Origin of the sequence: Pseudomonas sp. PDM01, assembly GCF_014852325.1 — a bacterium.
In the GTDB taxonomy this organism is placed as follows: domain Bacteria; phylum Pseudomonadota; class Gammaproteobacteria; order Pseudomonadales; family Pseudomonadaceae; genus Aquipseudomonas; species Aquipseudomonas migulae.
In genome coordinates this window covers 61,093-75,647 of record NZ_JACVBK010000012.1, presented here as the reverse complement: position 1 = coordinate 75,647, position 14,555 = coordinate 61,093, and the positions used below count along the sequence as shown (strand labels likewise).

General features: G+C 60.1%; 14 protein-coding genes. 6 read left to right on the top strand and 8 right to left on the bottom strand.

The features are described 5' to 3' along the window. Positions 1-50 precede the first annotated feature (50 nt). Positions 51-1,232, top strand: a complete 1,182-nt coding sequence (locus IB246_RS26095; protein ID WP_008043414.1) for a hypothetical protein — start codon at positions 51-53, stop codon at positions 1,230-1,232. Positions 1,233-1,468: 236 nt separating this feature from the next. Next, positions 1,469-2,344: a LysR substrate-binding domain-containing protein gene (locus IB246_RS26090; RefSeq protein ID WP_008043412.1), complete on the top strand. Its 876-nt coding sequence runs from the start codon at positions 1,469-1,471 to the stop codon at positions 2,342-2,344. Positions 2,345-2,458: 114 nt separating this feature from the next. Here the strand turns inward: IB246_RS26090 and IB246_RS26085 are convergent, their stop codons facing one another. The 6 genes from IB246_RS26085 to IB246_RS26060 form a co-directional block, all read right to left on the bottom strand. Further along, positions 2,459-3,892, bottom strand: coding sequence for an NAD-dependent succinate-semialdehyde dehydrogenase (locus IB246_RS26085; RefSeq protein ID WP_008043410.1), 1,434 nt, complete (start codon positions 3,890-3,892; stop codon positions 2,459-2,461). Then, entirely contained in the window at positions 3,889-4,923 is a 1,035-nt protein-coding gene (locus IB246_RS26080) for an aldo/keto reductase (RefSeq protein ID WP_008043408.1), read from the bottom strand. Before IB246_RS26080 ends, IB246_RS26085 begins: the two co-directional genes overlap by 4 nt. A gap of 10 nt (positions 4,924-4,933) precedes the next feature. After that, positions 4,934-5,446, bottom strand: coding sequence for a formaldehyde-activating enzyme (fae, locus tag IB246_RS26075; RefSeq protein WP_008043405.1), 513 nt, complete (start codon positions 5,444-5,446; stop codon positions 4,934-4,936). A 357-nt stretch (positions 5,447-5,803) separates the two neighbouring features. After that, a complete protein-coding gene (locus tag IB246_RS26070; RefSeq protein WP_008043404.1) occupies positions 5,804-6,085 on the bottom strand; it encodes a pentapeptide MXKDX repeat protein in 282 nt (93 codons plus the stop codon). A 71-nt stretch (positions 6,086-6,156) separates the two neighbouring features. Continuing rightward, entirely contained in the window at positions 6,157-6,936 is a 780-nt protein-coding gene (locus tag IB246_RS26065; RefSeq protein WP_008043402.1) for a molybdopterin-dependent oxidoreductase, read from the bottom strand. Continuing rightward, positions 6,933-7,541 carry a cytochrome b/b6 domain-containing protein gene (locus IB246_RS26060; protein WP_008043399.1) on the bottom strand — a complete coding sequence of 203 codons (609 nt, stop codon included), beginning with the start codon at positions 7,539-7,541 and terminating at the stop codon, positions 6,933-6,935. Before IB246_RS26060 ends, IB246_RS26065 begins: the two co-directional genes overlap by 4 nt. 187 nt (positions 7,542-7,728) lie before the next feature. Between IB246_RS26060 and IB246_RS26055 the strand changes: the two genes are divergently transcribed. Next, entirely contained in the window at positions 7,729-8,664 is a 936-nt protein-coding gene (locus tag IB246_RS26055) for a class I SAM-dependent methyltransferase (protein ID WP_008043398.1), read from the top strand. Between the two features lie 117 nt (positions 8,665-8,781). Here IB246_RS26055 and IB246_RS26050 read toward each other — a convergent pair whose 3' ends face one another. Continuing rightward, positions 8,782-9,555, bottom strand: a complete 774-nt coding sequence (locus tag IB246_RS26050; RefSeq protein WP_008043396.1) for a helix-turn-helix transcriptional regulator — start codon at positions 9,553-9,555, stop codon at positions 8,782-8,784. 111 nt (positions 9,556-9,666) lie between these two features. On the opposite strand from IB246_RS26050, the gene IB246_RS26045 reads away from it, so the two are divergent. Next, positions 9,667-10,770 carry a polyamine ABC transporter substrate-binding protein gene (locus IB246_RS26045; RefSeq protein WP_008043394.1) on the top strand — a complete coding sequence of 368 codons (1,104 nt, stop codon included), beginning with the start codon at positions 9,667-9,669 and terminating at the stop codon, positions 10,768-10,770. Positions 10,771-10,937: 167 nt separating this feature from the next. Beyond that, entirely contained in the window at positions 10,938-12,053 is a 1,116-nt protein-coding gene (locus IB246_RS26040) for a P1 family peptidase (RefSeq protein ID WP_008043392.1), read from the top strand. Between the two features lie 1,244 nt (positions 12,054-13,297). Here the strand turns inward: IB246_RS26040 and IB246_RS26035 are convergent. After that, the gene (locus tag IB246_RS26035; RefSeq protein ID WP_008043866.1) at positions 13,298-13,915 is read right to left on the bottom strand and encodes a TetR/AcrR family transcriptional regulator; all 618 of its coding nucleotides are present in this window, start codon (positions 13,913-13,915) and stop codon (positions 13,298-13,300) included. A 162-nt stretch (positions 13,916-14,077) separates the two neighbouring features. Here IB246_RS26035 and IB246_RS26030 point away from each other — a divergent pair, with 162 nt between their 5' ends. Further along, entirely contained in the window at positions 14,078-14,518 is a 441-nt protein-coding gene (locus tag IB246_RS26030; protein ID WP_008034574.1) for a hotdog fold domain-containing protein, read from the top strand. Positions 14,519-14,555: the final 37 nt, after the last annotated feature.

Sequence of the window (14,555 nt, the reverse complement as noted above, 5' to 3'; positions counted from 1 at the left end):
CGGCATGGGTTGCTGTTGCCAACAATAATCAGAAAATCGGGAGTATCACAGTGCGCGCAATCACCCCTCGTGCTATCCGTTCCATTGCTTTGATTCCGGTGTTCGGCGCCTTCGCCGCCCCGGCCATGGCGGTTCAAGTGACCGACAACCTCGACCTCGGCGGAGCCGTGCGAGCCCGTTGGGACTATGACCCGGACCGCGACATCCAGAAGTTCGGCCTGGACACCGTGTTCCTCAGCGCCAAGTACAACTCCGACACCTGGATTGGTGAGGCGCAGTACCGTTTCTACGGACGCTCCTACCCTTACCAGTACACCAAGGACTACGGCGACATCCAGTTCGCCAAGTACGCGTGGGCCGGCTACAAGTTCAACCCGGACCAGCAAGTGCAGGTAGGTTTGAACACCGTGCCGTTCGGTTTGCAGCCGTACTTCGGCAGCACCTTCTACGAAACCCTCGGCAACGTCATCGGCCTGGAAGACGTGCAACAGATCGGCGCCAAGTACATCCAGCAAAGCGGCGACTGGAACGTCCAGGCCGGCTACTACCTGCGCCCGGCGTGGCAAGGCAAAGGCACCAGCAAAGGCGTGACGTACTCCAGCGTGGTGTCCGGGGCGGACAGCTACGTCAGCGATGGCAGCGACAACCAGGAACGCAACACCATCGTACTTCGGGTGGCCAAGGCGCTGGACCTGGGGCCGTGGAAATCCGAAGTCGGGATCTCTGGCCTGACCTCGACCCTGAAAAACAAGGACACCGACAACGACGGCCGACGCAACGCCGTGGCCGTGCACTACCTGGGCAAGAACGGTCCGTGGGGCGTGCAACTGCAAGCGGCGCGGCAACAGATGTCGCCGCGCAACGCCGGTACCGATGAACTGGTGACGCTGGGCGGTTACGACGGCACTTACAACGTCGCCAGTCGCGGCAATTTGTACGTGGCGGACCTGAGCTACGACGTCAGCGGCAAATACCTGTTCGACCTGGTCAGCGGCGTGAAGCTGTACGCCAACTACAGTGCCTTCGATAAATCCGCCGATGAGTTCAAGACCTCGCAGCGGATGATTCTCGGCACCTCGTTTTCCTTCAGCAAACTGTGGATCGCGACCGAGTGGCTGTATGGCAAGAATGACCCGTACATCGGTGGCAGCAGCTACACCCAGAGTCTGGGTGCTGGCGGGACGGATCATTGGGAGAATCAGCTGTACATGAACATCGGGTATTACTTCTGATCCGGGATTTTCGGCGTCCATGAGGACGCCTTCGCGGGCGAGCCTCGCTCCTACAGGATTTGTGTCGATTTGCGAACGCACAAAACCTGTAGGAGCGAGGCTTGCCCGCGAAAGCGTCAGCCCAAACACCACTTGCATCAGCCCCTTGCTAATAGTCAGATAGGCACCACAAAACCATCCAAAAACAACAAACCGGCCCGACACATCACCCGAGGCCAGTGCGGAGCCCCCCTTCCATGCGTCAACTCCCCTCGCTCAACATGCTGCGCGTCTTCGAAGAGGTCGCGCGGCATCGTAGTTTCAGCCAGGCAGCCTTGGGGTTGAACGTCACCCAGGGCGCGGTGAGTCGTCAGATCAAGCAGCTCGAAGACTACCTCGGCGTGGCGCTGTTCATCCGCACCCCACAAGGCCTGTCCCTGACCGAAACCGGCCTCGCCCTCTCCCCGCAACTGAGCGACGCCTTCGACCACGTCGAACGCGCCCTGCAAGCTGTGCGCGTGCCCAACCTGCGCCAACGCCTGCGCATCGTCGCACCGCCGACCTGGGCCACGCGCTGGTTGTCGGCGCACCTGCGCGCCTTTTGCCAACGCTACCCGGACATCAGCCTGAGCGTGACCAACCAAAGCGGCCACGACAACCTTGCAGAAATCGACTGCCACATCCGCTTCGGCCTCGAAGCGGCCAGCCACTGCAGCAGCCAGTTACTGGTGATGGAACGGCACATGGCGGTGGCCAGTCCGGAGTTGTTCGTCAACGGCCAACCGCCGGACTTGCGGCAGTTTCCGTTGCTGCACATCCTGCATGACGGCAAACGGTTGAAGGTCTGGGAGAACTGGCTGGCGGCAATGGGCCGGGACGATGTCGATGCGGGGCAAGGGCTGGAATTCAGCACGCTGGATCAGGTGATCCACACTGCTCTGGCGGGTGGTGGATTAGCCGTGATTGACCGGCAGATGATCGAAAAGGAATTGGCGAATGGCAGTTTGTTGCCGATCACCCCGGTGGAAGTGATCGGGCCGTATGGCTATTGGCTGGATGTGGCGAATGACAAGCAGGGTTTGTCGAAAGTGCGGTTGTTTACGGAGTGGCTGGGGGTGGTCAGCAATCCCTGAAACACCAATTTTCCTTGTAGGAGCGAGCTTGCTCGCGAAGGTGTGTCAGCAACATTAATGTCGACTGACACACCTTCGCGAGCAGGCTCGCTCCTACAGGGGGGCACCGTGCTGTTACAGGCCGCCCATCAGCAGGTATTTGATTTCCAGGTAGTCTTCCAGACCGTACTTCGATCCCTCGCGACCAAGGCCCGATTCCTTGATGCCGCCGAATGGCGCCACTTCCGTGGAAATGATCCCTTCGTTGATCCCGACCATGCCGGCTTCCAGGCCTTCGGCCATGCGCCACACGCGGCCAATGTCGCGGCTGTAGAAGTAGGCCGACAAACCGTACGGCGTGTCGTTGGCTTTTTGCAGCACTTCGGCTTCGTCCTTGAAGCGGAAGCACGCGGCCACCGGGCCAAAGGTTTCGTCCTGGGCAATCAGCATTTCGCTGTTGGCTTCGGCGAGGATGGTCGGCTCGTAAAACGTCCCGCCGAGTGCGTGGCGACGGCCGCCGCACAACAGTTTGGCGCCCTTCTCCAGCGCATCGCCGACGTGCAGTTCAACCTTGGCCAGCGCCGCTGCGTTGATCAGCGGACCTTGCTCGGTTTCGCCGTCCAGCGCACTGCCGACGCGCATCGCCGCCACCGCTTCAGCGAGTTTGCCGGTGAAGGCTTCGTAGACGCCGTCCTGAATAAAGAAGCGATTCACGCAGACACAGGTTTGCCCGGTGTTGCGGAATTTCGAGGCCATCGCGCCTTTGACGGCTGCGTCCAGATCGGCGTCGTCGAAGACAATGAACGGCGCATTGCCGCCCAGTTCCAGCGAGACTTTTTTCAGGGTGTCCGCCGCCTGACGCATCAGCAACTTGCCGGTACGGGTGGAGCCGGTGAATGACAGTTTGCGCACGATGCCCGAGGCTTGCAGCGCCCCGCCAATCGCCACGGCATCACCGGAAACGATGTTGAACACACCGGCCGGAATGCCCGCCTGCTCGGCCAGCACCGCCAAGGCGAACGCGGACAACGGCGTCTCTTCCGAGGGTTTTAGAATCATCGTGCAACCGGCCGCCAGCGCCGGGCCGACCTTGCGAGTGACCATTGCCAGCGGGAAGTTCCACGGGGTGATCGCAGCGACCACGCCGATGGCTTCCTTGACCACGATGATCCGCGCGTCAGCCTTGTGGCTCGGGATCACGTCGCCGTAAGCGCGCTTGGCTTCTTCGGCAAACCACTCCAGAAAGCTTGCGGCGTAGACCACTTCGCCCATGGCTTCGGCCAGGGGCTTGCCCTGTTCGCGGCTGAGCAGCGTCGCCAAATCCTTCTGGTTACCCAGCATCAGCTCGCTCCAGCGCTTGAGCTTCTGGCTGCGTTCCTTGGCGGTCAACTTGCGCCAGGCCGGCAACGCACGGTTGGCGGCGTCGATGGCGCGGTTGGTTTCTTCAGCGCCGGCCTTTTGTACGTCGGTGATCAACTCGCCATTGGCCGGGTTCAGCACCGGGTAAGTGGCACCACCGCTGGACCATTGGCCGTCGATGAAATTGCCGTGACGGATCAACGAGCTCATGCCACAGCCTCGGTCAGATTGAAGCGTTCAAGACCCGGACGGGCCGAACGCAAGATACGTTTACCGGCGGTGTAATCGTTGATCACGTCGCACGGGGTGTAATTGCGTTCCAGTTCGTGCAGCTCTTCGGCATCGAGTCTGGTTTCCAGCGCGGCCAGGGCGCTGTCGAACTGCTCGGTGGTGTCAGCGCCGACCAGCATGCAATCCACACCGGGATGGTTGGCGACCCAGGCCTGAGCTATCTGTGCGTTGGACACACCACGGGCACGGGCCACGCGTTGTACCGAATGGGCGATTTCGAACGAGGCTTCGTCGCTGTACATCTGCTGAGTGAAGAAGTCGGTCTGGTTGCGGGTCGACTGAGCGTCGCCGGTCAGCAAGCCACGGGCCAGCGGGCTGAATACCGAGACGCCCAAACCCTGGTCGCGGCAGAACGGAATCATCTCGCGTTCTTCTTCGCGGTAGGCGCAGTTCAGTTGCAGCTGCATGTTGATCGGTTTGACCCAACCGTTGCGCTCACAGGCCATGAGGATTTTCGCCAACTGCCCGGTGAGCATGGTCGACACGCCGATGTAACGCGCCTTGCCGGAACGCACGATGTCGTTCATCGCGCTCATGGTTTCTTCCACCGGGGTGTTCACGTCGAAGTAATGCAGCATGAACACGTCGACATAATCCATGTTCAGACGCTTAAGCGACGCATCGATGCTGTCCATGATGTGCTTGCGCGAATGGCCGCTGGCGTTGATGCCGGAGCGGGTGCCGTAGCCGACTTTGGTGGTGATCACCAGGTCTTCGCGACGGGCCAGGCGCTTGACGATGCGCCCCACCACTTCCTCGCCGACACCGGCGGAATAGAAGTCCGCGAGGTCGATGAAGTTCACCCCGTTGTCCAGCGCGTGCGCGACGATCGGCTCGCTTTTCTTCTCATCGAAGATCCACGGTTTCCAGTCCGGGGTGCCCATGTTCATGGTGCCCAGGCACAGGCGGGAGACTTCAAGGCCGGAGTTGCCCAAACGAATGTATTGCATGATTCGGACCTCAGGCTTTTGGCGTGTAGAAAGGGTTGCTGATGTGATTGACCACATCGGCCAGTTGCGCGGTTTCCGGTTTGCCGGTCAGCGCGGCACGGATCGCCGTGCGGCAGGCGTTGTAGTTGTTCAGGTACACCGCATCGAGGTCATCGCAGGCCGGGTTGACCCAGTTGGCGGTGACGATGGCCCACTCGTCTTCGGCTTCCGGCGGCAAGGTGCCGTCGAGCAGCGCTTCGAGCACCGCCTTGGCGATGCCGGCCTGCGACGCGCCCCAAGTGGCGTTGCCGTGCAGGTCACTGCTGATCGCGGCTTTGTTCACGTAAAGGGTCATCGGCTTGACCGGGATGTTCGGCTGAGCGATCACCATGAACGGGCAATGGCCCTGGCTTGGCGATGCCAGGCTGTTGGCAAACGCCTGCCCTGCCGGGCCGTTGCGCGGGCCGATCAGGATGTTGATGTGCGCGGCGTTCACGCCTGGGCCTTCGAAACCTTCACCGATGTACAGGTCGAGTTCTTTCATGGGTCGTTACTCTTCAGTGATTTTCTGGATGATCAGAAGTGCACGCAGACAGAGGAAGTCGCGTGGTTTTGGTCGGGGGTTGAAGAGCGCAGGACGTGGCGGAGGGAATCAGTCATGGGTGCAAACGCTCTTTTTTGTTGTTGATGAGCTGTGTTTGCGATTTTTTAACACTGGGGGTTGGCGGGGCTGTAACCATTAAAAGTCATGGGGGCATGACTTAAAGTCATACCCTGCAATGCACAACACTGTAGGAGCAGAGCTTGCTCGCGAAAGCGGTGTATCAGGCAACGATGATGTCGGCTGACACTCCGTCTTCGCGAGCAAGCTCTGCTCCTACAGGGATCGCGTTGTAATGAATTACTGCGACATGGCGTCCTTTTTCATGGCGTCCTTGGACATCGCGTCTTTTTTCATTCCGTCCTTGCTCATCGAATCCTTGGACATGGCGTCTTTTTTCATCGTGTCCTTGCTCATGGCATCTTTTTTCATCGAGTCTTTTTTCATGGCGTCCTTGGACATCGAATCTTTGCTCATGCTGTCCTTGCTCATGCCATCACTGGTTGTCGTCTCGGCGGCAAACACGCTGGCGGCACCCACGGCGAGGCACATGGACAATACGACGGTGGTCAACTTTTTCATGATGAAACTCCTTGAAGCACAGGTTGCGATTGAACGCAGCGTGAGCCGCGCTGTGAAGTTGGCGGGTGCCGTCAGCTGCCACCGAACCAGTTGTAGCCCTGGTCTTCCCAGTAGCCGCCGCTGTAGGTGTTGCTGACGAAAATCGCCTGAATATGTTTGGGGTTTTTGTAGCCGAGCTTGGTGGGCATGCGCAGCTTCATCGGAAAGCCGTATTCGCGCGGCAACACCGCGCCGTCATAGGTCAGGGCCAGCAACGTCTGCGAGTGCAGCGCGGTGGCCATGTCGATGCTGGTGTAGTAATCGTCGGCGCATTTGAAACCGACATATTTGGCATCGGTGTCGGCTCCGACCCGTTTGAGGAAATCGCTGAACCGCACGCCGCCCCAGCGCCCGATCGCGCTCCAGCCTTCGACGCAGATATGCCGGGTGATCTGCTCGTTCTGCGCCATCGCGCGCAGCTCTTCGAGGCGCCAGCTGCGTTTGTCGGCGACCAGTCCGGTGACTTCCAGTCGATAGATTTCTTCCTCAACGGTCGGCGCCTCGTCGATGCCGTAAAACGCGTTGAAGGGGAACGGCCGGGTGATCATCGACGCCGGATAGGTCGGTGCCAGTGCATTGGGATTGAACAGCCAGCCCTGCACCCGATCGTTGAACCGCGACATGGATGACAACGCGGTCTCGACGCTTTCGTTGTCGGTCAGGTTGCAGCCCGACAACATGGCTACGCCGCCGAGGGTCAGCCCACGCATCAGGAACGAACGGCGGGAGCGGTCTTCGATCTGTGGCGCAATGATTTTCCGGGCGTCTTTGAGGATGGATGACTCATCCAGGCCTTCGATGGGCTTTTTCATACGGGCTCCTTGCGACCGACAATCATGGCCAGCAGCGTTTTGGGAACGAGCGCGACCATCACCAGATGCACCGCGACAAACGCCACCAACAGCGCCATTGCGATGAAATGCACATGCCGCGCTGCTTCATAACCGCCGAGTAATTCACGCAACAGCGGAAACTGGACGGACTTCCACAACACCAGCCCGGAGACCACCAGCAGCGTGATATCGAGCATCACAAACAGGTAAGCCAGCCGTTGCACCTGGTTGTAATGACTCAGGTCGGCGTGCCCCAGCCGCCCGCGCAATGCGGCCCACAGGTCCTGCAGAACACCTTTGGGCGACACCGGGAAAAAGCGTCGAGAAAGACGACCGCTGACTAGGTTGATGATCAGGTAGACAAGGCCATTGATCGCGAGGAACCACATCGCCGCGAAATGCCATTGCAACGCCCCGCCGAGCCAGCCGCCCAGCGTGATGCCTTTCGGGAAACTGAAGTCGTAAAGCGGCGAAGCGTTGTAGATGCGCCAACCGCTGGTGACCATGACCAGCACCGCCAGGGCGTTCAGCCAATGGGTCAGGCGCAGCCAGCGCGGATGGGATGAAGCAGGTATCGGCGACATGATCGGCTCCCGGCGGTTGTTGTTATTCGTTGGAGCCGAGTATGGGAGCCGACAGATCGCCAAATCCTCACGTAAAGTTAAATTAACCGTGATAACTACCCCCCGCTCCCACAGTGTTTTGTGTTGTCAGCCTAAGGTGTGCATTTGTGGTTAAAATGCCGCCCCCTCAAATGACCGACACCGCCCGATGAACTCAGACGCGCTCACCACCCTCCACGACCATCTGCTGACCGCCCTGGCCGCGGCACCCGCAGAAACCCGCCGACTGTTCCACGGTCGCGGACGGTGCTGGCCGGGGCTGGAGCAATTGACCGTCGACTGGCTGCAAGGCGTGGTGCTCGTGTCATTGTTCAAGGAACCGGAAGCGGCGCAGCTGGAAGCACTGAAACAGCGGTTGATGGCGCTCACTCAATCGCCGGCGTGGGCGACATCCGGCGCGCATACGTTGGCGCTGCAACATCGCTACCTGCTGCAAAGCACCACCGAATGGCTGGTCGGGGAAGTCATCGATGACATGACCATCACCGAGGGAGGCCTGCGTTATCGCGTGGACCTGGGCCGCAAGCAGAACACCGGGCTGTTTCTCGACATGCGTTACGGCCGCGATTGGGTGCGCGCCAATGCCGAGGGCAAGCGCGTGTTGAACCTGTTTGCCTACACCTGCGGTTTTTCCGTGGCGGCCATCGAGGGCGGTGCCGAACATGTGGTCAACCTGGACATGTCCAGCCCGGCCCTGAACCGTGGTCGCGACAATCACCGGCTCAACGGCCACGACATGAGCAAGGTGAGTTTCCTCGGCCACGACCTGTTCAAGTCCTGGGGCAAAGTGATCGGTAAAGGCCCTTATGACCTGGTGATCATCGATCCGCCGTCCTTCCAGAAAGGCAGTTTTCTGCTGACCAAGGATTACCAGCGCGTGCTGCGTCGGTTACCGGAGTTGCTCACGCCACAGGGCACGGTGCTGGCCTGCATGAACGACCCGGCGTTCGGCGCGGACTTCCTGATTGATGGCGTCATGCGCGAGGCGCCGAGCCTGCGGTTCGAGCAACGGCTGGAGAATCCGCCGGAGTTTCCGGATGCGGATGTCGAGTGCGGGTTGAAGGCGTTGGTGTTTCGGCAGTAACACCGCGCCGCGCCCATCGCGAGCAGGCTCACTCCCACATTTGACCGCATTCCAATGTGGGAGTGAGCCTGCTCGCGATGGGGGCCTGACAGGCAATAAATCTCTGTGATTTGCCGGTCAACGCGGCTGCAACACCAACGCAAACAACTCTCCATGCCCGTTCACGTTGAGCTTGTGATAGACGTTGCGCCGATGCACTTTCACCGTTTCCGGTGAGATCCCCAATTGCTGGGCAATCGCCTTGCTTGAAAAGCCTTGAAGAATCAGGCGCGCCGTTTCGATTTCACGCACCGTCAAACGCGCATCAAAGCGATCCAGCAACGTCGCCAGATCCCCGGCCACGGCTTCGGCAACCGGGCCTTCTGGCGGCATCAATTGCAGGTGACGGCGCATCGCCGCCAGCACCCAGTCACGCACACAAAGCAGACGGCCCTGCTCTTCCAGGGTAAAACGCGTCGAACGGCCGAGTGACAAACCGAGCACGGAATCTTCGACGTTGATCATGAACTGCAACTCGTCGTCGCCCACCACCGAGCGGAAGTAACTCAGGTAGTACTCGCTCTGCTGAAACTGGTCTGGCGCCAGCGACTCTAGGCTGTGCAAGCCATCGGCAATGCCTGCACACGCGGCCTGATAAAACGGATCGAGCAGGTACATGCCGGCGCTGTAACCGGCCAGTTCCTCATGCTCGTCGGCGCCGCCCTTGGCGTCGAAATCGATCAGCAGGCGTGGCACTCGCCCCGGCCGCATCACCGCGACCAATGCGTTGTCCAGCGGCACCAGCAACCGCAGCGTGTCGACCAGTGCGCGCCAGAAACCGTCCCGTCCCAACGCGCCAAACACCCGCGCCAGGCCCTGGTGCACCGGCAACTCTTTCAGCAACGCGTCCACGCTCTACCCCTTTCGAGTAACCCATGATGGGAATGGGTGAGTCCCCGGCCTGCCGATACGCTGCAAGCACCTGTTCATCACCGGCCTGCAGCAGGCCAGGAGTGCCGCATCATGAGTCGTCGCCTTCCACAGATCAATCTCGGGTTGAGCGCCTGTTTGTGCGTTTCGCTGTCGGCGTTGGCTGCCGAAAGCCCGACGGTTCACGTTTACAACTGGTACGACTACATCGGTCCCAACACCCTGCACGACTTCAAGCGCGACACCGGGATCGAGCCGGTTTACGACACCTTCGACAGCGCCGAAGTGCTGGAAGGCAAACTGCTCACCAGCCGCAGCGGCTACGACGTGGTGGTGGCCAGCAACTTCAGCCTGCCGACCCTGATCAAGGCCGGCGCCCTGGCACCATTGCCCCACGCGCAGATGCCAGACTTCAAAAACATGGATGCTGACCTGCTGGCGAAACTGGCCAACAACGATCCGGGCAATCAGTACGCCGTGCCGTACCTGTGGGGCACCAACGGCATCGGCTACAACGTCGATAAAGTCCGCGCCGCGCTGGGCGACAAGGCACCGGTGGATTCCTGGGAGCTGGTGTTCAACGAAGCCAACCTGACCAAGCTCGGCCAGTGCGGCGTGGCCATGCTCGACTCGCCGTCGGAGATGCTGCCGGTGGCTCTGCACTACCTCGGCCTGCCGCCCAACAGCACCAATCCCGAGGACTACAAGAAGGCTGAAGCGCTGCTGCTCAAACTGCGTCCGCACATCGCCTATTTCAACTCGTCGAAATTCATCAGCGACCTGGCCAACGGCAACATCTGCGTCGCGGTGGGTTGGTCCGGCGCGATGCTGGAAGCCAAGACCAACGCCGAGCAGGCCAACAACGGCGTGAAGATCGCCTACAGCCTGCCGAAGGAAGGCGCGCCGGTGTGGTTCGACACCCTCGTGTTGCTCAAGGACGCGCCGCACCCGCAGCAGGGTCTGGCCTTCATCGACTATCTGATGCGCCCTGAAGTGATTGCCCCGGTCAGTGATCACCTCAACTACCCCAACGGCAACCGCAGCGCCACGCCGCTGGTGGCCGAAGCGACTCGCAATAACCCGGCGGTGTACCCGTCCGCGCAAGCCTTGGCCACGTTATTCACCCTCCAGCCGCTGCCGCCGGCTACCGAACGCGTGCGTACGCGGATCTGGAGCAAGGTCAAAAACGGTCAGTAATCCACCGCAAAAAACCTGTGGGAGCGAGCCTGCTCGCGATGGCGGTGTGTCAGGCAATGAAGATGTCGACTGACACACCGCCATCGCCGGCAAGCCGGTCTCACTCCCACAGGGATTGCGTTTGGCCCAACGATTTTTTCTGCCACGAATTGAAGATGAGAGAAACAATGAAACCACGTGCCCGCGACCTGAACCTCCAGTTCGGCCAACTGCAACCCGGCCCGCTCAATGCCATCACCGATGTGCCCGGCGTGCGGGTCGGCCACAGTGATGTGCGAGGTCGCACCGCCAACGGTCGCGACATCCTGACCGGCGTCACCGTGATTGAGCCCCGTGCCGGTTCCACCAGCCAGCAACCGTGTTTTGCCGGCGTCCATGTGCTCAACGGCAACGGCGATGCCACGGGTCTGGAATGGATCCGCGAAGCGGGTCTGCTCACCAGTCCGATCGCCTTCACCAACACCCACAGCCTGGGCGTGGTGCGCGATGCGTTGATTGTGCTGGACCGCGAACAGCAACCGGATGACGGGCGACTTTACTGGAACATGCCGGTGGTGCTGGAAACCTTCGACGGCTTGCTCAACGACATCAACGGTTTCCACGTCAAACCCGAGCACGTGGCCCAAGCCCTGCGCACGGCGACAAGCGGGCCGGTGAAAGAAGGTGCGGTGGGTGGCGGCAGCGGCATGATCTGTCACGAATTCAAAGGTGGCATCGGCACCGCTTCGCGACGTTTGAATGCAGTCCAGGGTGGCTGGACAGTGGGCGCCATTGTCCAGGCCAACCACGGCATCCGCAACGAATTACGCGTCGACGGTTACCCGGTCGGGCGCTATATGGAAAAGGCTGACTCACCATTCCTCAAGGCATCGCTGCCGCATCCGGGCATGGGTTCGATTGTGGTGTGCCTGGCCACCGATGCACCGTTGCTGCCACATCAATGCACCCGCCTCGCCCAGCGCGCCAGCCTCGGTCTGGCGCGGACCGGTGGCGGTAACGAAGACCACAGCGGCGATATCTTCATTGCCTTTGCGACCGGCAACGATGTGCCACCGGCTGCTTATGAGAGCAAGAAAGCGCCGACAACCGACAATCTGAGCATGGTCAACAACGACCACATCAGCGAGTTGTTCCTTGCCGCTACCGAAGCCGTGGAAGAAGCAATCATCAACGCCCTGCTGGCCTGCGACACCGCCGAGGGCAATGGCCATACGGTGCCGGGACTGGACGCCGAAACACTGCTCAACGCCTTGCGTCGTGCGGGCTGGCCGGGACGCGACTAGCGGTACTTGAGTGCCAAACTCCATCTTCCTACGATGATTCTACGCAGCCGTTTGTTTGCTCAACTCGAGCGGTTGCGTAGGTGGTGAGTGATCTGAACCCCTACCAAGCTCACCGCCTGTTTCACGTGCATCTTGAGCCTCAAGGGCTCTACTTTTTCCCCATCAAAGAGCCTTGAGGCTCTTTTTTTTGCACGGATGACAGACCCAGAAAAAACCCGGTATCTGACCGTAGTCATGCTGTTCAATTGTGATTTTTTTGGATTGGGTGGGGGGGCATATCCGTTGCTGCGGTGATGGCGGCTATTGGTTTCGCCCTTACGGCGAGTCACTTGGAAAAGCGCCAAGTAACCAAGCGCTTTTGCCCCTTTCGTTCGGTGGCTCGCTAATGCTCGCCATGCCCTCGCTCCGGTCCTGCTCCGTGGGCCCGCCGCCATCGGCCATCCATGGCCGGGGGCGGCTAACCCGGCATCCATGCCGGGTTGCCCACTACGCAGAACCTCCACTCGGCCTCTCGAGGGGGCGACTACCGCCACAGCCGCCGAGGCGGCCTGAAAGCCGACCTGGCTCTTCAATCCTGCGTGCACTCCTACACTGTGCTGGCCCCGCTAATTTTGGATGTTTGCACATTCCCCCTGTAGGAGCCGGCTTGCTGGCGATGGCGTCCTTTCAGGCGATAAATGCGCGACTGACCCACCGCTATCGCCAGCAAGCCGGCTCCTACAAGGGATTGGGTTCACACGATTCAAAATTGTAGGAGCCAGCTTGCTGGCGATGGACGTCAACGATAACGCGGGCTGTCTGAATGAACGCGTCGCCTAGACGTTTTTCGCCGGCAAGCCGGCTCCTACAGGGAATCGCGTACGCTTTCGCTTCTCACCACTCATCAGGCCGAGCGTTAGCTCGCCTTCCGCTTTTGATCTGAGCGCCCCCTCGAGAGGCCGAGCGCAGGTTCTGCGTAGTGGGCAACCCGGCATGGATGCCGGGTTAGCCGCGCACGGCCAGGGATGGCCGATCGCGGCGGGCCCACGGAGCAGGACCGGAGCGAGGGCATGGCGAGCATTAGCGAGCCACCGAACGAAAGGGGCAAGAGCCCTTGGTTACTTGGGGCTCTTCCAAGTGACTCGCCGTAAGGGCGAAACCAATAGCCGCCGTTACCGCAGCAACGGATATGCCCCCATTCAAAACCTCCCGTTAGCGCATGCCCTCCGAACAGCATTGCGCAATCAGGCCAGGCTTTTGGCAGGTCAACCGCCGGAAATCGACCGCCACGCCGCCTGTGCAAGCTCGTCCCTGTACACCTTCGGACTGCCCTTCACCCGGCCCGACAACCACGTCCTGCAATAGTTGTCTGCTTGACCAATAATCAGCGACAGCATCAATTCGGCCGGAAAATCTTTCAACTCATCGCCTCTGGCCGAATCCGACAGCCATTCCAGCAATTGCTTGTTGCGCATCTTGTTACGGGTAGCCAGTTCGTCCTTCAAAGGCCCCTTGGTGACAGCAAATCGCGCGTGGTACTGGAACCGCGCCCATTCGGGTTGGCTGTCGACCCAATCCACGTAACTGTGCACCAGCGCATACACACCCTCTTGCGTGGTTTTCGCCTCGCTCAAATAGCTGTCGCGCAGCCTGGCCTGATCATCCAGGGCGGTGAAAAACAGCGCGGCCACCAACCCTTCCTTGTTCCCGAAGTGGTGATAAATCGCACCCACGCTGGTGTCGCATTCGGCGCGGATCATTTCAATGGTCGTGGCCTCGATCCCCTGCTCGTTGAACAGGGCGAGGGCCTTTCGAAAAATATCGCGCTTGAGTTCGGCGCGTCTTCCGGGGTAGCAGCGCTCGAGTAAATCTGACGTTTCCATGCTCAACACAGTCCCAAAAAATCGATGGTGAAGGCAGATGACTGCCATCGGACACGTGGCGACAGGTTGACAGATTTCCCGCCGACAGAATACTGTTCCGTTACAGAACATTATTCTGTAACGGAACACCATTCTGTTTTAAACCCCTCAGCGAGGTTTCAAATGAGTCAGTTTCTCAGCATGTTCAACAGCGTGGGCCCGCAAGCATTCAGCAAAATGGCCTGTCAGGTTGCGCCCTACTTCAGCACCATCAACCCGCTGGTCACGGAGTTACGCAAAGGCTGCGCGACGGTGCAGGTGCCGTTCGCCAAGGAAATCACCAACCACTTGGGCACCGTGCACGCGATCGCGATGTGCAATGCGGCTGAATTGGCGGCGGGAATGATGACCGACGTGTCGATTCCCGAAGGCGCACGCTGGATTCCAAAAGGCATGACGGTGGAGTACCTGGCGAAGGCAAAAACCGACGTGACGGCGGTGGCCGATGGGGGTTCCGTGGACTGGACCACGGAAGGCGACAAGCTCGTGCCGGTGGATATTCACGACGTCGAGGGGAAGAAGGTGTTCACGGCGCGGATCACCATGAACGTGAAGCTTTCTTAAACGCTGACCGATTTGCCTGAGTGGACGCAAAACAACT

Bases quoted from the DNA above. Each gene is read 5' to 3' on its own strand.
- IB246_RS26090 (WP_008043412.1), top strand. From the start codon at position 1,469: ATGCGTCAACTCCCCTCGCTCAACATGCTGCGCGTCTTCGAAGAGGTC.
- IB246_RS26085 (WP_008043410.1), bottom strand. From the start codon at position 3,892: ATGAGCTCGTTGATCCGTCACGGCAATTTCATCGACGGCCAATGGTCC.
- IB246_RS26080 (WP_008043408.1), bottom strand. From the start codon at position 4,923: ATGCAATACATTCGTTTGGGCAACTCCGGCCTTGAAGTCTCCCGCCTG.
- fae (WP_008043405.1), bottom strand. From the start codon at position 5,446: ATGAAAGAACTCGACCTGTACATCGGTGAAGGTTTCGAAGGCCCAGGC.
- IB246_RS26070 (WP_008043404.1), bottom strand. From the start codon at position 6,085: ATGAAAAAGTTGACCACCGTCGTATTGTCCATGTGCCTCGCCGTGGGT.
- IB246_RS26065 (WP_008043402.1), bottom strand. From the start codon at position 6,936: ATGAAAAAGCCCATCGAAGGCCTGGATGAGTCATCCATCCTCAAAGAC.
- IB246_RS26060 (WP_008043399.1), bottom strand. From the start codon at position 7,541: ATGTCGCCGATACCTGCTTCATCCCATCCGCGCTGGCTGCGCCTGACC.
- IB246_RS26055 (WP_008043398.1), top strand. From the start codon at position 7,729: ATGAACTCAGACGCGCTCACCACCCTCCACGACCATCTGCTGACCGCC.
- IB246_RS26045 (WP_008043394.1), top strand. From the start codon at position 9,667: ATGAGTCGTCGCCTTCCACAGATCAATCTCGGGTTGAGCGCCTGTTTG.
- IB246_RS26040 (WP_008043392.1), top strand. From the start codon at position 10,938: ATGAAACCACGTGCCCGCGACCTGAACCTCCAGTTCGGCCAACTGCAA.
- IB246_RS26035 (WP_008043866.1), bottom strand. From the start codon at position 13,915: ATGGAAACGTCAGATTTACTCGAGCGCTGCTACCCCGGAAGACGCGCC.
- IB246_RS26030 (WP_008034574.1), top strand. From the start codon at position 14,078: ATGAGTCAGTTTCTCAGCATGTTCAACAGCGTGGGCCCGCAAGCATTC.